Source organism: Mesorhizobium sp. B264B1B (assembly GCF_020165765.1).
In the GTDB taxonomy this organism is placed as follows: domain Bacteria; phylum Pseudomonadota; class Alphaproteobacteria; order Rhizobiales; family Rhizobiaceae; genus Mesorhizobium.
Map to the genome: position 1 here is coordinate 19,890 of NZ_JAIUIS010000016.1, position 19,128 is coordinate 39,017.

Sequence of the window (19,128 nt, forward strand, 5' to 3'; positions counted from 1 at the left end):
TCTTGCGTTTCTCAGGCGGCGCGGGCGGCAAGCGGGGCCGCGATCAGCCGGGCGCCGTCATGACCGGTGACTGTTGCTTCGACGATCTCGCCCGGCGCGCCGGTGGCGAGCGCGGCGAGCGTAAACCCTTCGGTGCGGCCGAGCCCGTCGCGCTCGATCAGGATCGACTGGCGCGTTCCGGAGAGCGACGACAGATGGCGGCGATATGCGGTCTCGCCGGCGGCGCGCAGGCGGGCTGCCCGCTGCTTGACCACTTCGCGGCGGACCTGCGGCATGCGCGCGGCGGGCGTGCCTTCGCGCGGCGAAAACGGAAAGACGTGCAGGTGGGTCAGCCCGCATTCCTCGACGATCTTTGCCGAATTTTCGAACATCGCCTCCGTCTCGGTCGGGAAGCCGGCGATGATGTCGGCGCCGAAGACGAGGTCAGGGCGCAGCTTGCGCACGTCTTCGCAGAAGCGGATCGACTGATCGCGCAGATGCCGACGCTTCATGCGCTTCAAAATCATGTCATCGCCGGATTGCAGCGACAGATGCAGATGCGGCATCAGCCGCGGCTCGGTGGCGATGGCGTCGAGCAAATCGTCGTCGGCCTCGATGGAATCGATGGAGGAGAGGCGTAGGCGCTTCACGTCCGGCACCTGGCGCAGGATGGTCTTCACCAGCCTGCCGAGTTTCGGTGCGCCCGGCAGGTCGGCGCCGAAACTCGTCATGTCGACGCCGGTCAGCACGATCTCGGCATAGCCATTGCCGGTGAGCCGCTTGACCTGTTCGACCACGGCGCCCATCGGCACCGAGCGTGAATTGCCGCGGCCATAGGGGATGATGCAGAAGGTGCAGCGGTGGTCACAGCCATTCTGCACCTGCACGAAGGCGCGTGCCCTGCCCTCGATGGCATCGACCATATGGCCGGCGGTCTCGCGTACGGAGAAGATGTCGTTGACGCGCGCCTTCTCGCTGTCGTTGACACCGAAATCCGGCAGCGCGCGATAGGAATTGGCCTTCAGCTTCTCCTCATTGCCGAGAACGAGATCGACCTCGTCCATGGCAGCGAAATTCTGCGGCTCGGTCTGCGCCGCGCAGCCGGTGACGATGATGCGAGCCTCGGGGTTGTCGCGGCGCGCCTTGCGAATCGCCTGTTTGGCCTGGCGCACCGCCTCACCTGTGACGGCGCAGGTGTTGAAGATGACGGCGCCGCCAGCCAGCCCACCGAGGCCCGCAGTTTCGGCCTCGCGCCGCATCACCTCGGATTCATAGGTGTTCAGCCGGCAGCCGAAGGTCACCAGTTCGATGCGATTGGGGCCCTTCCCCACATCGCCATCCTTGAAAGGAGCGGGCATCAGGCCGCGCTTTCGGTGTCGCGCGCCCAGGCGCCGCTCGAGGGATCGAAGCTGCCGGAAAACTCCCATTCGGCCGCACCGGTCAGGATGACATGGTCGTTTTCAAGCCATTCGACGTGCAGCGAGCCGCCGCCGGGGGTCAGTAGATTGACGCTGCGCCCGGTGCGCCGGGTGCGGGCCGCAGCCACGACGGCGGCGCAGGATGCCGTGCCGCAAGCCTTGGTCAGGCCGGCGCCGCGTTCCCAGGTGCGGATGATCATGCTGTCGGGCGAGGTCACCTGCGCGATGGTGATGTTGGCGCGCTCGGGGAAGATCGGATGGTTTTCGAGCAGCGGTCCGAAGCGGTCGAGTTCGTAGGACCAGACGTCGCGGTCGACCCAGAAGATGGCATGCGGATTGCCCATGGAGACGACCGAGGGCGAATGCAGCACCGGAGCGTCGATCGGCCCGACCTGCAATTCGATCATCCGGGTGTCGCGGAATTCCTCGGCAAGCGGAATGTCCCGCCAGCCGAAGCGCGGCGTGCCCATGTCGACCGAGATCGAGCCGTCGGCATGTTCCTGCGCGTTGAGGATCCCGGCGACGGTCTCGAAGGTGAATGTCTTTTGTCCGGTCTCGGCCGCCAGCGCCTGGACGACGCAGCGCATGCCGTTGCCGCAGGCCTGCGCGCCCGAGCCGTCCGAATTCAATATGTCGATGAAATAGGCCGTACCCGGCGTCCGCGCCTCATGGATCGCCATGATCTGGTCGAATCGCGTCGAGGCATCGGCGTTGAGCGCGATCGCCGCTGTCGGCGTCACCCGGTCGGCACGGCCGCGCATGTCGGCAACGATGATCTCGTTGCCGATGCCGTTCATCTTGGCGAAGGGGGCGGTGCCTGCCATTTCTTCCGGTCATTCCGTACTGTTTGCCGCTATATGGCGGAAAAGGGCGGGAATTACCAGTGCATCGCGCCTTCAGGTGACGGCGAAGACGCCGAGCACGATCAGCAGGAATATGATCAGCACGATACCGATCAGGATGCGCGCGCCGGTGGCCGCCGCACCCGCTAATGCAGGCATGCCGAGCAGGCTCGCAGCGGCGGCGATAATCAGGAGAATGATGATCCATCTGAGCATGGAAATGCCTCGCAAAGCGATAGAAATCGAAGCCCCTTCAACAAACGCGCCGGTGGCGCTCGGGTTCCGCCTGCCGCGGCAGGCCCCGGTCAGAGCGCCGCTTCCTGCGGCACGTCCCAGACCTCGCCCGGCCGCAAGGCGCGAAAACGTTCGCGCGGCAGGCCCTCGGCCTCCAGCGCCTCGTCGAGCTTGCGTGCGGGCTCGTCGATCGGCTCGTCGGTGAGCTGGAACGTGCCCCAATGGCAACCGGCCGCATAGGCGGCGTTGCACAATTTCATGCCTTGCACCGCCTCCTCCGGGTTCTGATGCTGCGAGGCCATGAACCAGCGCGGCTCATAGGCGCCGATCGGCAGGATGGCGAAGCGGAAGCCGCCGTGCTTGTGAGCTATGAGCCGGTAGTTGATGCCATCATGGAAGCCGGTATCGCCCGCGAAATAGATCCGGCCGGCCCGCGTCTCGATGACGAAGCCGGCCCACAGCGCCATGCGCCGGTCGCGTGTGCCGCGCGCCGACCAGTGATGCGCCGGCTCGACATGGACGGCCACGCCATCCCCGATGTCGACCCTGTCGCCCCAGTCATGCGCCGAGAGCCGCATGCCGGGAACCGCCCCGCCAATCAGGACGTCATTGCCGAACGGGGTCACCACCAGCGGGTCGTGCCTGGCCTTGAGCTGCTTCAGCGTCGCGATGTCGAGATGGTCGTAGTGATTGTGACTGATCAGCACGAGATCGATCGGCGGCAGGTCGGCCAGGGCGATGCCCGGCGCGTTGACGCGTTTCGGCCCGACGAAGGAGAACGGCGAGGCCCGCAGCGACCATACCGGATCGGTGAGGATGTTCAGGCCCGCGGTCTGGACCAGCAGCGTGGAATGACCGACCATGGTCACGGTCAGGCCGGCGCCCTCGACACGTGCAGGCGGCTTTGCCTGCGGAAAGGGGCTCGGATTGGTGGCCGGCCATTTCGAGCGTTGGCCATTGAACTGCCATTTCAGCAGATCGGCGAAACGCGCCGGCGGCTGGCCGCCGGGATTGAAGAACAAGATTCCGTCGAAATGATCGCTGGGCGGGCCGTTATAGTAGCGATTGGCGGCTTTCGGTCTCGCAGCCAATTTGCGGCTCCAGCGAATTTCGTCTTGATAGACATAGCCCTTGTGCCGGCTGGCGCAAGCGTTTGCCGGCCGAATGCCAACGGCCCGGGCGGCCGGCTTGAGTAGGATCGGATTGGGGAGGACGATGCCATGGCGATGAAGCGGACCAGGACACCATGGATGAAGGCCGGGGATTTCGGCCGCTCGCTGGCGCGCGGCATCGGCGTCAACCTGCTGGTGAGCGACATGGCGGCCATGGAAGCCTTCTGCCGCGACGTGCTCGGCGCCGATATCATCTATGCCGACGAGGATTTCGCGGCGATCGAGCTGCTGGGCTCGGTGTTCATGCTGCACGCCGACCATTCCTATCTCGACAATGCCATGACAGGGACGATCGCCGGCGCCGAGACACGCGGCGCCGGCATCGAACTGCGCCTTTACGGCGCCAATCCGGATGCGGTCGAGGCCGCCGCGCGCGATCACGGCCACATCGTGCTGGCCGGAGCGATCGACAAGCCGCACGGCCTGCGCGAGAGCTATGTCGTCGGACCGGACGGCTATATATTCGTGCCGAGCGCTCCGCTGGCCGGATGATAGCGACAAATTTGCAACAATTCTTGGCGCAAACCCTATTTTAACCATATCGGGTTGAAATTTCGCCACCTTCTCCATCTTGGTGGAGGGCGACATTGTGCGGACGGCAGCCCCGCCGGATCCGACGGAGGTTGAAATGACTTTTTCGAAAACAGCCCTGGTGGCCGTATCGCTGGCGGCGCTCGTTGCGAGCGGCTGCTCAACCTCACGGTTTTCCTCGATGGACGACCAGCAGCCGGCGCCGCTGCAGCCGGCGCCGTCGGGTCAGGTGACGGCCAACCAGTTGCCGCCCCCGGCCTCCCCCGGCACCACGGATCCTTCGCAATTCCCGACCGCCCCGCAGAACAGCCAGGTCGCCTCCTTGCCGCCGGACGGTTCGGCGCCGGCGGGTGCGCCGGACCTGACCGCGGCCAGTGTCGCCGGCGTATGGAACGCCAGCGTTTCCGGCCAGAGCTGCAAGGTGGCGACGCCGCAGACCAAATTCGGCGCCGGTTTCCGCGCCGGACCGCTGCATTGCCCGGCGCCGATCGACGGCATCAAGTCATGGAACGTCGCCGGCAAGCAGTTGACGCTTTACGATGAGAATGGCGGCACGCTGGCACGGCTCTATTCCTCGGGCGGCTCGAAATTCGACGGCCAGACTTCCAATGGCCTGCCGATCTCGCTTACAAGGTAAGCCAATCCCTCGACAACGACGTGACCTATGCATCTGCGTGACGGCCTCCAGACCCATGTGACCGTCAGGCAGCGTTACGACCATCTGGTCGACACCGGTGCCATCGAGCGCGATCCGGCGCAGGAGCGGATCGTCACCGCTCTCGACCGGCTGATATCAGAGATTTCGGTGAAGCGGCTGGCGCACAAATCGAGCGCGCTTGGCTGGCTCTTCGCCCGAAGGCGCGAGACGCACGAGGCGGTCAAGGGCCTCTACATCCATGGCGGCGTCGGCCGCGGCAAGACCATGTTGATGGACTTGTTCTTCGAGCTGCTGCCGGTGCGGCGCAAGCGCCGCGTGCATTTCAACGACTTCATGGCCGAGGTGCAGGACCGCATCCAGAAGCACCGGCAGGAGCGCAAGGACGGCACGGTGAGGGAAGACGATCCGATTCCGCCGGTGGCGCGGGCGCTTGCCGAACAGGCCTGGGTACTGTGTTTCGACGAGTTCTCGGTCACCGACATCGCCGATGCGATGATCCTGTCCCGGCTGTTTTCGGCGCTGTTCGCCAGCGGCGTGGTGCTGGTGGCGACGTCGAACGTGGCACCGGAAAATCTCTATCGCGACGGGCTGAACCGTCAGCTTTTCCTGCCCTTCATCGGCATATTGGAACGGCACGCGCAGGTGCTCTCGCTCGATGCCGACAAGGACTATCGGCTGGAAAAGCTTGCCCGTACGCCGGTCTATGTCACGCCCGCCGATGCGGCGGCCGATGAGGCGATGGACGCGGCTTGGCAAACGATGACGCGCGGCGCGCCGACGGCCGAGACGTTGCTTGCCGTCAAGGGCCGGCAGCTGGCCGTTCCGCGCGCCGCCGGCGACGCGGCGCGTTTTTCCTTCGCCGATCTGTGCGAGAAGCCGCTCGGCGCGCGCGACTATCTGGCCCTTGCCGACCGCTTCTCGACCATCTTTATCGACCACATTCCGGTGCTGGGTGAAGGCCGGCGCAACGAGGCCAAGCGCTTCATCCTGCTGGTCGACACGCTCTACGACCATCACATCAGGCTGGTGGTAAGCGCGGAAGCGCCGCCGCAGCAACTCTATGTGGCCAAGCGCGGCGTCGAGGTGTTCGAGTTCGAACGCACGGCTTCGCGGCTGATCGAGATGCAGAGCCGCGACTGGCTGGAGGATTGGGCGGAGCGGCGGAAGGCGAAGACGACGCCGGAGGCGCGGCAGGCGCCGGCTACGCCGCCTTCGTCCCAGGGCGGAGCGACGCAAAGCGAAGCGCGCACCCTAGGACGAAGATAGGCCGAACTCCTGTCAGCCTCGCTACAGTTGATAAACATACATGAGGAAGCTCTCTGCTGACTCGTGCGTCTCCTCGCGCGACTCGTAAAGCGCGCGGGCGGCACGGTTGTCCGGCTCGGTGCCGACCCAGGCTTCTTCGCAGCCATTCTCCCTGCCGATCGCAAACATCGCGTCGAGCATCTTTCGCGCGATGCCCTGGCGCTGGAAGGCCGGCGATACGCCGACCTCGTCGATGTAGAGCTCCGTCGCCTTGTCGGGATGACGGTGAATGATGGCGGCGCATTGACCGACGGTCACGCCGTCGGCGAGCGCCACGACCATGAAGTGGCCGGGTTCCCTGAGATAGACTGCCAATCGATCTGGCCTGACCGGTTCGTCGAACACATCCTCGGCGACCCGCATCACAAGGGCGTCATCGCCGGCTTCAAGTCTTACGATCTCTATCTTCATCGTGTAAATTCTCTTCAGTCGAGTTAAAAACTTTTACGTTTACGTAAATCCCGGTTACTCTAACCGATTGAAAACGCTCGCTCCAAAATAATCGTTTGAATTTACGCGGCGCCGGGGCTATTGGGTGCGGCGAAATCTCGCGGGATCCCCGCAGCATTCCGGTCTCTTCCTCGACGCCGTCATCAGATCGTCAGCGATTTGAGCGACATCACGAACAAAGGGAAACTATCCTGACATGGCACGCAACAAGATAGCGCTTATCGGCTCTGGCATGATCGGCGGCACGCTCGCTCACATGATCGGCCTCAAGGACCTCGGCGACGTGGTTCTGTTCGATATTGCCGAAGGCATCCCGCAGGGCAAGGGGCTCGATATCGCGCAATCGTCGCCGGTCGACGGGTTCGATTCCAGGCTGACCGGCGTCAACGACTATGCCGGGATCGAAGGGGCGGACGTCTGCATCGTCACCGCCGGCGTGCCGCGCAAGCCGGGCATGAGCCGCGACGATCTGCTCGGCATCAACCTCAAGGTCATGGAACAGGTCGGCGCCGGCCTGAAGAAGTACGCGCCGAAGGCCTTCGTCATCTGCATCACCAATCCGCTGGATGCGATGGTCTGGGCGCTGCAGAAGTTTTCCGGCCTGCCCAACACCCATGTCGTGGGCATGGCCGGCGTGCTCGACAGCGCTCGCTTCCGCTATTTCCTGGCCGAGGAGTTCAAGGTCTCGGTCGAGGACGTTACCGCCTTCGTGCTCGGCGGCCATGGCGATTCCATGGTGCCGATGATCCGCTATTCGACGGTTGCAGGCATTCCTCTGCCCGATCTCGTCAAGATGGGCTGGACCTCGAAGGAGAAGCTCGACCAGATCGTGCAGCGCACCCGCGATGGCGGCGCCGAAATCGTCGGCCTGTTGAAGACCGGCTCGGCCTATTATGCGCCGGCCGCATCGGCGATCTCGATGGCTGAAGCCTATCTCAAGGACAAGAAGCGTGTGCTGCCTTGCGCGGCTCATCTTTCCGGCCAGTATGGCGTGAAGAACACCTATGTCGGCGTTCCCGTGGTGATCGGCGCCGGTGGCGTCGAGCGCGTCATCGAGATCGAGCTTTCCAAGCCAGAGCAGAAGATGTTCGATAGCTCGGTAGCGGCGGTGCAAGGCCTGACCGAGGCCTGCGTCAAGATCGCGCCGCAACTCGCCTCGAAGTGAACCCCAGCAGCTGATCCGGAGACGATCCAGATGAACATCCATGAATATCAGGGCAAGGCGCTGCTGAAGGGCTTTGGCGCGCCGGTGGCCCAAGGCGTGCCGGTGTTCAAGGCTGATGAGGCGGAAGCCGCCGCCAAGGCGCTGCCCGGCCCGCTCTATGTGGTGAAGAGCCAGATCCATGCCGGCGGCCGCGGCAAGGGCAAGTTCAAGGAGCTCGGGCCCGACGCCAAGGGCGGCGTGCGGCTGGCCAAGTCGGTCGCCGACGTCGTCGCCAACGCCAACGAGATGCTCGGCCACACGCTGGTGACCAAGCAGACCGGCCCGGCCGGCAAGCAGGTCAACCGGCTCTATATCGAGGATGGCGCCGATATCGAGCGCGAGCTCTATCTGTCTGTTCTGGTCGACCGTTCGGTCGGCCGCATCGCCTTCGTCGTCTCGACCGAAGGCGGCATGGACATCGAGGCGGTCGCCCACGACACGCCGGAAAAGATCATCACCGTCGCCATCGATCCGGAAAAGGGCGTTACCGCGGATGACGTGAAGAAACTCAATGGCGCGCTGAAGCTCGACGGCGATGCTGCCAGGGACGGCGGCACGCTGTTCCCGATCCTCTACAAGGCCTTCGTCGAGAAGGACATGAGCCTGCTCGAGGTCAATCCCCTGATCGTCATGAAAAACGGTCGGCTGCGCGTCCTCGACGCCAAGGTGTCGTTCGACAACAACGCGCTGTTTCGCCATCCGGATGTGCTCGAGCTGCGCGACACCACCGAAGAGGACGAGAAGGAGATCGAGGCGTCGAAATACGACCTCGCCTATGTCGCGCTCGACGGCAATATCGGCTGCATGGTCAATGGCGCCGGCCTCGCCATGGCGACGATGGACATCATCAAGCTCTACGGCGCCGAGCCGGCCAACTTTCTCGATGTCGGCGGCGGCGCGTCGAAGGAAAAGGTGACGGCGGCCTTCAAGATCATCACCAGGGATCCGGCGGTCAAGGGCATCCTGATCAACATCTTCGGCGGCATCATGAAATGCGACATCATCGCCGAGGGCGTTATCGCCGCGGTCAAGGAAGTCGGCCTGAAAGTGCCGCTGGTCGTGCGCCTGGAAGGCACCAATGCCGAACTCGGCAAGAAGATCATCAACGACAGCGGCCTCAACGTCGTGTCAGCCGACGATCTTGACGACGCGGCCAAGAAGATCGTGGCGGCGGTGAAGGGCTGATCAAGTGCCTCCACGCAAGATAAACCTCGTCGAGGCTGCGGATGCGAAGATCGCGGATGTCTTCGATCCGCATATCGCCGGCGACGTCAATGACAGCCAGGCGAAGGTCGCCAAGTTCGGCGCGGTTTTCGACTGGCATGCCCATGACAACGAAGACGAAGCCTTCCTCGTGCTGCGCGGTCGCATCGCCATCGATTTCCGCGACGGTCCGGTCGAGCTCGGCGAAGGCGACTTCATCGTCGTGCCGCGCGGCGTCGAGCACCGGCCGCGTTCGCTGACACCGGAACCGGTGGTGCTGATGTTCGAGCCGGCGACGACGCTCAACACCGGCAATGCCAAGAGCGATCTCACCGTCACCGACCTGAAGCGGCTCTGAACCATGAACGCGGCCTCCTTCTCCTCGCTCTCGCCCGATCACCAGCGCCTGCAGGCGCTGGTCGGCGCGTGGCGTGGCGAGGAAGAGGTCGCGGACACACAATGGGCCGATGGCGGCTCAGCGACTTCGGAAGTACTGGCAGAGGCACAGTTCGGCGGCCTGTTCGTAGTGCAACGCTATCGCCAGCGCCGCGACGGGACGATTTCGTTCGGCGCGCACAGCGTGTTCGGCTTCGACCGGCAAAACAGCCTTGTCACCATGCATCAGTTCGATTCGATGGGCTTTGTGCCGGCCTCGCCGGCCTCCGGCACGTGGGAGGGCAACACACTGACGCTGTTGCGCTCGTCGCCGCGCGGGGCCGCACGCGTGACCTACGCTTTCGACGGCAGCGACAGCTATCGCATGCGACTGCAATGCCAGCCCGTCGGCAGCGACGGCTGGCAAGACATGATTAGCGGCCTTTACCGGCGCGTCCCGCCTTCCGTTTTGGGGGATGGCTGAGCGATGGAAATCCTGGGCAAAGCGGTTGAAGAAAGACACATAATCACACATATATTGGCTGTGTGTTTATGTGGAGACGAGCGATGAAGAACGTCACCCTGGCCATGGACGAGGCCCTGCTCGAGAAGGCGCGAGGCCTTGCCGGACGTCGCAAGACGACGCTCAACGCCCTCATTCGTTCACTGCTTGCGCATGAAGTCGAGCAGGAAGATCGGATTGCCTGGGCCAAGGCGGGAATGAAGCGGCTTATGGACGAGGCCGCGAAACGGAGCGACAGCGCCGACACCCCCTACAAGTGGGTTCGAAGGGACGCCTATGCCGACCGGGAAGATCGACTGCTTTCTCGACACGAACGTCCTGATCTACGCGGCTTCGGAGAAGAATCGTGACCCACGTCGCGCGCCAATCGCAGAAGACCTCGTATCGAGCACTGTCTTTGGCGTGTCGGGGCAAACCTTGGCCGAATTCACAGCGGTGGCGCGAGGAAAATCCCTTCTGGGGGATGATCTGCTCGACCAATGGCTGGTCCTCCTCGGCACTTGTCCGCTGGTGCCTGTCGACGAAAGCTATGTTCGCGCAGGACTGGACCTCGCCCGCCGCTACGGAATCCACTACTACGACGCCGCGCTTCTTGCCGCAGCCGGATATCTCGGCGCGCCGATTTTCTACACCGAAGATCTCAACCACAACCAGGTTTATGGCTCGGTGCGAGCCGTCAATCCTTTCTTGTAATCGCTGAATTCAGAGGCGTTCTCACCATGTCCATTCTCGTCGACAAGAACACAAAGGTGCTCGTGCAGGGCCTGACCGGCAAGACCGGCACCTTCCACACCGAACAGGCGCTGGCCTATCACGGGACCAAGATGGTCGGCGGCATCCATCCCAAGAAGGGCGGCGAGACCTGGACCGGCGCCAAGGGCGAGAACCTGCCGATCTTCGCCACCGTCGCCGAGGGCAAGGCCAAGACCGGCGCCAACGCTTCCGTCGTCTATGTGCCGCCAGCGGGTGCTGCCGAAGCCATCATCGAGGCCATCGAGGCCGAAATCCCGCTCATCGTCTGCATCACCGAAGGCATTCCCGTCATGGACATGATCAAGGTCAAGGCGCGGCTCGACCGTTCGACATCGCGGCTGATCGGCCCGAACTGTCCCGGCGTGCTCACCCCCGACGAATGCAAGATCGGCATCATGCCCGGGAACATCTTCCGCAAGGGTTCGGTCGGTGTTGTTTCGCGCTCGGGAACGCTTACCTATGAAGCCGTGTTCCAGACCACCAATGTCGGCCTCGGCCAGACCACCGCCGTCGGCATCGGTGGCGATCCCGTCAAAGGCACCGAATTCATCGACGTGCTCGAAATGTTCCTCGCCGACGACGAGACCAGGTCGATCATCATGATCGGCGAGATCGGCGGCTCGGCCGAGGAAGACGCCGCGCAGTTTCTCAAGGACGAGGCCAAACGCGGCCGCCGCAAGCCGATGGCGGGCTTCATCGCCGGACGCACGGCGCCGGCCGGCCGCACCATGGGCCATGCGGGCGCGGTCATCTCGGGCGGCAAGGGCGGCGCCGAAGACAAGATCGCGGCAATGGAATCGGCCGGGATAAAAGTTTCGCCATCGCCGGCCCGGCTGGGCACGACGCTGGTCGAGGCAATTAAGGGCTAGTGAGTAGTCAATAGTGAGTAGTGAAAAGGGAAGAACGGGTGAGTAGCAGCTGAACGGGAAAGTCTTCATTTTTCCTACTCCTTACTGACTACTCACTATTCCCCTCGAAAGGAGACGGAGCCAGGCTCCGCAGACAAAATGGCACGACAAGATCAGGCCAACGACCAATTTTCGCTCACCTCTTTCCTCTATGGCGGCAATGCCGATTATATCGACGCGCTCTATGCGGCGTATGAGGACGATCCAGCCTCGGTCAATCTCGAATGGCAGGAGTTCTTCGCCGGCCTGAAGGACGATGCCGGGGATGTCCGCAAGAACGCCAAGGGCGCCTCGTGGGCCAAGCCCTCCTGGCCTCTGCAGGCCAATGGCGAGCTGGTATCGGCGCTCGACGGCAATTGGGGCCTGGTCGAAAAGCACATCGAAAAGAAGGTCAAGGAGAAGGCTGCCGCCAACGGTGCCGCCCCTTCCGACGCCGACGTGCACCAGGCGACGCGCGATTCCGTGCGCGCCATCATGATGATCCGCGCCTATCGCATGCGCGGCCATCTGCACGCCAATCTCGACCCGCTCGGCATCGCCACGCTCGAGGATTACAACGAGCTTTCGCCAGAGAATTACGGCTTCACCGAAGCCGACTACGACCGGCCGATCTTCCTCGACAATGTGCTCGGGCTCGAATTCGGCACCATCCGCCAGATGCTCGACATCCTGACCCGCACCTATTGCTCGACGCTGGGCGTCGAGTTCATGCATATCTCCGATCCGGAAGAGAAAGCGTGGATCCAGGCGCGCATCGAGGGCGCCGACAAGGAGATTTCCTTCACCGCGACCGGCAAGAAGGCGATCCTGCAGAAGCTGATCGAGGCCGAGGGCTTCGAGCAGTTCGCCGACGTCAAGTTCAAGGGCACCAAGCGCTTCGGCCTCGACGGCGGCGAAGCGCTGATCCCGGCACTGGAACAGATTGTCAAGCGCGGCGGCCAGCTCGGGCTGAAGGAGATCGTGCTCGGCATGGCGCACCGCGGCCGCCTCAACGTGCTCTCCCAGGTGATGGCCAAGCCGCATCGCGCCATCTTCCATGAATTCAAGGGCGGCTCGGCCGCACCCGACGAGGTCGAGGGCTCGGGCGACGTCAAATACCATCTTGGCGCCTCCTCGGACCGCGAGTTCGACGGCAACAAGGTGCACCTGTCGCTGACCGCCAATCCCTCGCATCTGGAAATCGTCGACCCTGTGGTGATGGGCAAGGCGCGCGCCAAGCAGGATTATCTGTTCGGCCGCGGTCGCGAGGAGATCGTGCCGCTGGAAGAGCGGGCCAAGGTGCTGCCGCTTTTGCTGCATGGCGACGCAGCCTTTGCCGGCCAGGGTGTCATTGCCGAAATCCTCGGCCTATCGGGCCTGCGCGGCCACCGCGTTGCCGGCACATTGCATTTCATCATCAACAACCAGATCGGCTTCACCACCAACCCACGTTTCTCGCGCTCGTCGCCCTATCCGTCCGACGTCGCCAAGATGATCGAGGCGCCGATCTTCCACGTCAATGGCGACGATCCGGAAGCCGTGGTGCACGCCACCAAGGTGGCGATCGAATTCCGCATGAAATTCCACAAGCCTGTCGTGGTCGACATGTTCTGCTACCGCCGCTTCGGCCACAACGAGGGCGACGAGCCGGCCTTCACGCAGCCGATCATGTACCGCAACATCCGCAACCATAAGACAACGGTGCAGATCTATGCCGACCGGCTGATCGCCGAAGGCCACTTGACGCAGGCCGAGTTCGACAAGCTCAAGGCCGACTGGCGGGAGCATCTGGAATCCGAGTGGGAAGTCGGCCAGCATTACAAGCCCAACAAGGCCGATTGGTTGGATGGCGCCTGGTCGGGCCTGCGTACGGCCGACAACCAGGATGAACAGCGGCGCGGCAAGACCGCAGTGCCGGCCAAGACACTGAAGGAGATCGGCAAGAAGCTGACCGAGGTGCCGAAAGATTTCGAGGCGCACAAGACGATCATCCGCTTCCTCGAAAACCGCCGCCAGGCCATCGAATCCGGCGAAGGCATCGACTGGTCGACGGCCGAGGCGCTGGCTTTTGGCGCCATCCTGCTCGACGGCAACCCGATCCGCCTCTCCGGGCAGGATTCGGAGCGCGGTACCTTCTCGCAGCGCCATTCCGTGCTCTACGACCAGCGCGACGAGACCCGCTACATCCCGCTCAACAATCTGTCGGCGGCGCAGGCGGGCTATGAGGTCATCAACTCGATGCTGTCCGAAGAAGCCGTGCTCGGCTTCGAATATGGCTACAGCCTGGCCGAGCCGAAGGCGCTGACGCTGTGGGAAGCGCAGTTCGGCGACTTCGCCAATGGCGCCCAGGTGGTGTTCGACCAGTTCATATCCAGCGGAGAGCGCAAGTGGCTGAGAATGTCGGGCCTCGTCTGCCTGCTGCCGCATGGCTATGAGGGCCAGGGGCCGGAACATTCGTCTGCCCGGCTTGAGCGTTTCCTCCAGCTCTGCGCCGAAGACAACATGCAAGTGGCCAACTGCACGACGCCGGCCAACTACTTCCACATATTGCGTCGGCAGTTGAAGCGCGACTTCCGCAAGCCGCTGATCCTGATGACGCCGAAGTCACTGTTGCGCCACAAGCGGGCGGTGTCGACGCTGCCGGAAATGTCGGGCGAAAGCTCGTTCCACCGGCTGCTGTGGGACGATGCCCAGCTCTTGCCCAACCAGGCCATCAAGCTGACCAAGGATTCCAAGATCCGCCGTGTCGTGCTGTGCTCGGGCAAGGTCTATTACGACCTCTACGAGGAGCGCGAGAAACGCGGCATCAACGACATCTATCTGCTGCGTGTCGAACAACTCTACCCGTTCCCGGCCAAGGCGCTGATCACCGAATTGTCGCGCTTCCGCAATGCCGAAATGGTGTGGTGCCAGGAGGAGCCCAAGAACATGGGCGCATGGTCGTTCATCGACCCGTATCTGGAATGGGTGCTGGCGCATATCGACGCCAAGCACCAGCGGGTGCGCTACACCGGCCGGCCGGCAGCCGCCTCGCCGGCGACCGGGCTTATGTCCAAGCACCTCGCCCAGCTCGCCGCCTTGCTCGAAGATGCGCTCGGCGAGTAGGCAGAATTGGGCGAATAGAACAGACAGATAGAAACGGACAGGCACAATGGCTACCGAAATCCGCGTTCCCACTCTCGGCGAATCCGTCACCGAGGCGACCATCGGCAAATGGTTCAAGAAGGTGGGCGATGCCATTGCCGCCGACGAGCCGCTGGTCGAGCTCGAAACCGACAAGGTGACGGTCGAGGTTCCCTCGCCGGGCGCTGGAATCTTGGGCGAGATCGCGGCCAAGGAAGGCGAGACGGTCGGGGTCGGCGCGCTTCTGGGCTCGATTTCGGCCGGCGCCGCCGCCGCACCGGTCACCAAGCCGCAAGCCGTGGCGCAGGCATCGAGCCCCGACGCCGCGCAGACCACCAAACAGGCCGCCGCCGAGACCGCCAAGGTCGCCGGCGACGCCGGTCCGGTCGAGCCGCGCACCATGCCGCCGGCGCCGGCAGCGGCGAAACTGATCGCCGAGAACAATCTGTCGGTCGACCAGCTTTCCGGCTCCGGCAAGCGCGGCCAGGTGCTGAAGGGCGACGTGCTCGACGCCATCTCCAAGGGTGCGCCGTCGCAGCCGGCCGAGACGCCGAAGGCGGCCCCGGCCCCGGCAGCGCCGGTTGCTGCCCGTGCGCCGTCCTCAGGCAACGACGCGGCGCGCGAGGAGCGCGTGCGCATGACCAAGCTGCGCCAGACCATCGCGCGCCGGCTCAAGGAAGCGCAGTCGACCGCCGCCATGCTCACCACCTTCAACGAGGTGGACATGTCAGCGGTGATGGCGCTCAGGACCAAGTACAAGGACGTGTTCGAGAAGAAGCACGGCGTGAAGCTCGGCTTCATGGGTTTCTTCACCAAGGCCGTCACGCACGCGCTGAAGGAAATCCCCTCGGTCAACGCCGAGATCGATGCCACCGATATCATCTTCAAGAACTACGCCCATATCGGCGTCGCCGTCGGCACCGAGAAGGGTCTGGTCGTTCCGGTGGTGCGCGATGCCGACCAGATGTCTATCGCCGAGATCGAGAAGGAGATCGGCCGGCTCGGCATCGCCGCGCGCGACGGCAAGCTGTCGGTCGCCGACATGCAGGGCGGCACGTTCACGATTTCCAATGGCGGCGTCTACGGGTCGCTGATGTCCACGCCGATCCTCAACGCGCCGCAGTCGGGTATTCTGGGCATGCACAAGATCCAGGACCGGCCCGTGGTGGTCGGCGGCCAGATCGTGATCCGGCCGATGATGTATCTGGCGCTGAGCTACGATCACCGCATCGTCGACGGCAAGGAAGCGGTGACCTTCCTGGTGCGCGTCAAGGAAAGTCTGGAGGATCCGGAACGGCTGGTGCTTGATCTGTGAGGCGGTCGGATGGCGGCTCGCGGTCGGAGTAGCCAATAATGGCCCTGTTCCCTGGGCCTGCCAGACCGATAGCGCTGGCGGCCGGTATGGCATTCGCCGCTGTCCACGCTAATGCCGCATGCCCGGCCGAACTCGCCGTCTACGGCGATGCCCAGAGCGGCAGTGAGATCAATTTTACGCCGACCGGCACGTCGGCGACCGTCACCAACACGTTCCGCTTGATCCTCGACAACGATGTGGTGCTGAACGGCATCGTCCAATGGAACGAAGGTGTTTCGCGGCCGAACGGGGCGCTGATGTACAAATGCCCGGGAGGCGACGTTACCGGCACCGAGCTTGCCGCCTGCACCTTGTGGAGCGGCGTCATCTATACGTCGGATGAAAAGGGCAGCATCGGCCTGTTGCCGGCCGAAGGCGTCGAAGCACCGAAGACGCTGATCCTGCCCGATCTCGGTCCGGTGTTGCATCAATCCACCGCCTATGGCGGCGCCGGGTTTTCGAAAGTGCCGTCGGACGTGTTTGCCTTGAAGGGATGCCAGGAATGAGCGGGACGCAAAAGGTGCTGCTGGTCACCGGTGGCAGCCGCGGCATCGGCGCCGCGATCTGCCGGCTCGGGTCGAAGGCTGGCTATCGCGTAGCGGTCAACTACACCTCCCACCAGACCGCCGCCGAGGCACTGGTCGGCGAAATCAAGGCCGCAGGCGGCGAGGCCTTTGCGGTCAGGGGCGATGTCGGCGTCGAATCCGATATCGTTGCCATGTTTGAAGCCGTCGACCGCGGCTATGGCCGGCTCGATGCTTTCGTCAACAATGCCGGCATCGTCGACGTCAAGGCGCGGGTCGATGAGATGGATGTTTCACGGCTGGAGCGCATGATGCGCATCAATGTCGTGGGGTCGTTCCTCTGCGCCCGCGAAGCGGTGAAGCGGATGTCGAGCCGTCACGGTGGGTCGGGTGGATCCATCGTCAACATCTCGTCGGCTGCGGCAGTTCTGGGCTCGCCGGGCGAATATGTCGACTACGCCGCGTCCAAGGGCGCGATCGACACCTTCACCATGGGGCTCGCCCGCGAGGTGGCGCTGGAAGGCATCCGCGTCAATGCGGTGCGGCCGGGCATCATCGATACCGAAATCCATGCCTCGGGTGGACAGCCGGACCGGATAGAACGCTTCCGCGATCTTCTGCCGATGAAAAGAGCCGGCACCGCGGATGAAGTCGCGGGCGCGGTTCTCTACCTGTTGTCCGATGCCGCGTCCTATACGACCGGCGCGATCCTGAACGTCAGCGGCGGCCGCTGAGCGCCCCAAGAAAAAGGGAAACAAACATGGCTTATGACGTCGTAATCATCGGCTCGGGACCGGGCGGCTATGTCTGCGCCATCAAGGCGGCGCAGCTCGGGCTGAAGGTCGCGGTGGTCGAGAAGAACCCGACCTTCGGCGGCACCTGCCTCAACATCGGCTGCATTCCGTCCAAGGCGTTGCTGCATGCCTCCGAGATGTTCGCCGAAGCCGGCCACTCCTTCGACACACTGGGTGTCGAAGTGACACCGAAGCTCAATTTGAAGAAGATGATGGCGCACAAGGATGCCACGGTGACGGCGAACGTCAACGGCGTCGCCTTCCTGTTCAAGAAGAACAAGATCGATAGTTTTCGCGGCATCGGCACGGTGGTCGCGGCGGGCAAGGTGTCGGTGACGAGCGAGGACGGCAAGGTCGAGGAAATCGAGACGAAGAACATCGTCATCGCCACCGGCTCGGATGTCGCCGGCATTCCTGGCGTCACGGTCGACTTCGACGAAAAAGTCATCGTGTCCTCGACCGGCGCGCTGTCGCTGGACAAGGTGCCCGGCCATCTCGTCGTGGTCGGCGGCGGCGTCATCGGGCTCGAGCTCGGCTCGGTCTGGGCGCGGCTCGGCGCCAAGGTCACCGTGGTCGAATTCCTCGACACCATCCTCGGCGGTATGGACGGTGAGGTCTCCAAGCAATTCCAGCGGCTGCTCTCCAAGCAGGGCTTCGAATTCAGGCTCGGCGCCAAGGTCACCGGCGTCGCCAAGGCCAAGAAGGGCGCCAGCGTCACTTTCGAGCCTGTGAAAGGCGGCGCGGCCGAGACGATCGAGGCCGACATGGTGCTGATCGCCACCGGCCGCCGCGCTTTCGCCGACAGCCTGGGCCTGAAGGAAGCGGGCGTCGAGGTCGATGAGCGCGGCCGGGTCAAGACCGACGCGCACCTCAGGACCAACGTACCAGGCATCTATGCCATCGGCGATGTCATCGCCGGGCCGATGCTGGCGCACAAGGCCGAGGATGAGGGCGTGGCAGTGGCCGAGACCATTGCCGGCCAGGCCGGCCATGTGAACTATGACGTCATTCCGAGCGTCGTCTACACCAGCCCGGAGATCGCTTCGGTCGGCAAGACCGAGGAAGAATTGAAGAAGGCCGGCATCGACTACAAGGTCGGGAAATTCCCGTTCACCGCCAATGGCCGGGCGCGCGCCATGCTGCACACCGACGGCTTCGTCAAGATCCTGGCCGACAAGGCCACCGACCGCGTGCTCGGCGTTCACATCGTCGGCTTCGGCGCCGGCGAGATGATCCACGAGGCGGCGGTGCTGATGGAATTCGGCGGCTCGTCGGAAGATCTCGCCCGCACCTGTCATGCCCATCCGACCATGTCGGAAGCAGTGAAGGAAGCGGCATTGGCGACGTTCTTCAAGCCGATCCATATTTAGAACGATCCAGGAAAACCGTGAAACGGTTTTCCCGGGCAAGCGCGTAACGCTTCCCTTGAGGGAATTGCCTCCTTGCCTGCCCCAAACAGAACGGCCCACCGGAAGGCGGGCCGTTCTTCGTTGAAAGCCGTGGCCCGATTACTGGGCCGGTGCGGGAGCTGGGGCTGGCGCAGGAGCCGGTGTCGCCGGTGCAGGGGCCGGCGCGGGTGCTGGGGCAGGGGCAGGGGCAGGAGCCGGTTCGGCGGGCTTCATCGGCTCCGCGGGCGCTGGCGCCGGGGCCGGTGTGCTCGCGGCGGGCGGTTCGGTCGCCGGATGCTCACCACTTCTTCCGAAAACATAATACGCGACAATCGCCAGAATAACGACGACCAATGCAATCAGCCAAGGGCTGCCGCCGCCACCTGATCTGGGCGTGTCGTTTGATGGATT

At 63.8% G+C, this 19,128-nt stretch carries 20 protein-coding genes; 15 read left to right on the top strand and 5 right to left on the bottom strand.

What is annotated here, in order from left to right:
- Positions 1-11 precede the first annotated feature (11 nt).
- From mtaB to LB547_RS26220, 4 genes are all read right to left on the bottom strand, one after another.
- Positions 12-1,337 carry a tRNA (N(6)-L-threonylcarbamoyladenosine(37)-C(2))-methylthiotransferase MtaB gene (gene mtaB / locus LB547_RS26205; protein ID WP_140759198.1) on the bottom strand — a complete coding sequence of 442 codons (1,326 nt, stop codon included), beginning with the start codon at positions 1,335-1,337 and terminating at the stop codon, positions 12-14.
- Entirely contained in the window at positions 1,337-2,221 is an 885-nt protein-coding gene (gene dapF, locus LB547_RS26210; RefSeq protein WP_140518073.1) for a diaminopimelate epimerase, read from the bottom strand. Before dapF ends, mtaB begins: the two co-directional genes overlap by 1 nt.
- 72 nt (positions 2,222-2,293) lie before the next feature.
- A complete protein-coding gene (locus LB547_RS26215) occupies positions 2,294-2,455 on the bottom strand; it encodes a DUF1328 family protein (RefSeq protein ID WP_140492827.1) in 162 nt (53 codons plus the stop codon).
- A gap of 89 nt (positions 2,456-2,544) precedes the next feature.
- Positions 2,545-3,564, bottom strand: coding sequence for an MBL fold metallo-hydrolase (locus LB547_RS26220; protein ID WP_140492824.1), 1,020 nt, complete (start codon positions 3,562-3,564; stop codon positions 2,545-2,547).
- Between the two features lie 129 nt (positions 3,565-3,693).
- Between LB547_RS26220 and LB547_RS26225 the strand changes: the two genes are divergently transcribed.
- The 3 genes from LB547_RS26225 (at position 3,694) to zapE (ending at position 6,100) form a co-directional block, all read left to right on the top strand.
- Entirely contained in the window at positions 3,694-4,137 is a 444-nt protein-coding gene (locus LB547_RS26225) for a VOC family protein (protein WP_140492821.1), read from the top strand.
- 136 nt (positions 4,138-4,273) lie between these two features.
- Positions 4,274-4,813: a protease inhibitor Inh/omp19 family protein gene (locus LB547_RS26230; RefSeq protein ID WP_140492818.1), complete on the top strand. Its 540-nt coding sequence runs from the start codon at positions 4,274-4,276 to the stop codon at positions 4,811-4,813.
- A gap of 27 nt (positions 4,814-4,840) precedes the next feature.
- Positions 4,841-6,100 carry a cell division protein ZapE gene (gene zapE / locus LB547_RS26235; RefSeq protein WP_140492814.1) on the top strand — a complete coding sequence of 420 codons (1,260 nt, stop codon included), beginning with the start codon at positions 4,841-4,843 and terminating at the stop codon, positions 6,098-6,100.
- Positions 6,101-6,121: 21 nt separating this feature from the next.
- On the opposite strand, the gene LB547_RS26240 is transcribed toward zapE, so the two are convergent.
- A complete protein-coding gene (locus tag LB547_RS26240; RefSeq protein ID WP_140759196.1) occupies positions 6,122-6,550 on the bottom strand; it encodes a GNAT family N-acetyltransferase in 429 nt (142 codons plus the stop codon).
- Between the two features lie 235 nt (positions 6,551-6,785).
- Here LB547_RS26240 and mdh point away from each other — a divergent pair, with 235 nt between their 5' ends.
- From mdh to lpdA, 12 genes are all read left to right on the top strand, one after another.
- Entirely contained in the window at positions 6,786-7,754 is a 969-nt protein-coding gene (gene mdh / locus LB547_RS26245) for a malate dehydrogenase (protein ID WP_140492808.1), read from the top strand.
- A 30-nt stretch (positions 7,755-7,784) separates the two neighbouring features.
- Positions 7,785-8,978 (top strand): ADP-forming succinate--CoA ligase subunit beta, encoded by a 1,194-nt coding sequence (sucC, locus tag LB547_RS26250; RefSeq protein ID WP_140492804.1) that lies wholly within the window; start codon positions 7,785-7,787, stop codon positions 8,976-8,978.
- Positions 8,979-8,982: 4 nt separating this feature from the next.
- Positions 8,983-9,354 (top strand): cupin domain-containing protein, encoded by a 372-nt coding sequence (locus tag LB547_RS26255; protein WP_140492802.1) that lies wholly within the window; start codon positions 8,983-8,985, stop codon positions 9,352-9,354.
- A gap of 3 nt (positions 9,355-9,357) precedes the next feature.
- On the top strand, positions 9,358-9,855 hold the full coding sequence (locus LB547_RS26260) for a DUF1579 family protein (protein ID WP_140759194.1): 498 nt from the start codon (positions 9,358-9,360) through the stop codon (positions 9,853-9,855).
- Positions 9,856-9,938: 83 nt separating this feature from the next.
- The gene (locus tag LB547_RS26265) at positions 9,939-10,244 is read left to right on the top strand and encodes a hypothetical protein (protein WP_140759192.1); all 306 of its coding nucleotides are present in this window, start codon (positions 9,939-9,941) and stop codon (positions 10,242-10,244) included.
- Complete coding sequence (locus LB547_RS26270) at positions 10,171-10,587, top strand: PIN domain-containing protein (RefSeq protein ID WP_033838548.1); 417 nt, start codon at positions 10,171-10,173, stop codon at positions 10,585-10,587. Before LB547_RS26265 ends, LB547_RS26270 begins: the two co-directional genes overlap by 74 nt.
- 26 nt (positions 10,588-10,613) lie before the next feature.
- Positions 10,614-11,516, top strand: a complete 903-nt coding sequence (gene sucD / locus LB547_RS26275) for a succinate--CoA ligase subunit alpha (RefSeq protein ID WP_140559278.1) — start codon at positions 10,614-10,616, stop codon at positions 11,514-11,516.
- A 138-nt stretch (positions 11,517-11,654) separates the two neighbouring features.
- The gene (locus tag LB547_RS26280) at positions 11,655-14,639 is read left to right on the top strand and encodes a 2-oxoglutarate dehydrogenase E1 component (protein WP_140759190.1); all 2,985 of its coding nucleotides are present in this window, start codon (positions 11,655-11,657) and stop codon (positions 14,637-14,639) included.
- A 46-nt stretch (positions 14,640-14,685) separates the two neighbouring features.
- Positions 14,686-15,972, top strand: a complete 1,287-nt coding sequence (gene odhB, locus LB547_RS26285; protein ID WP_140759188.1) for a 2-oxoglutarate dehydrogenase complex dihydrolipoyllysine-residue succinyltransferase — start codon at positions 14,686-14,688, stop codon at positions 15,970-15,972.
- Positions 15,973-16,058: 86 nt separating this feature from the next.
- Positions 16,059-16,517 carry a hypothetical protein gene (locus LB547_RS26290; RefSeq protein ID WP_181167599.1) on the top strand — a complete coding sequence of 153 codons (459 nt, stop codon included), beginning with the start codon at positions 16,059-16,061 and terminating at the stop codon, positions 16,515-16,517.
- Complete coding sequence (locus LB547_RS26295) at positions 16,514-17,269, top strand: SDR family oxidoreductase (protein WP_140554849.1); 756 nt, start codon at positions 16,514-16,516, stop codon at positions 17,267-17,269. Before LB547_RS26290 ends, LB547_RS26295 begins: the two co-directional genes overlap by 4 nt.
- 26 nt (positions 17,270-17,295) lie before the next feature.
- Positions 17,296-18,699 carry a dihydrolipoyl dehydrogenase gene (lpdA, locus tag LB547_RS26300; protein ID WP_140566666.1) on the top strand — a complete coding sequence of 468 codons (1,404 nt, stop codon included), beginning with the start codon at positions 17,296-17,298 and terminating at the stop codon, positions 18,697-18,699.
- Positions 18,700-19,128: the final 429 nt, after the last annotated feature.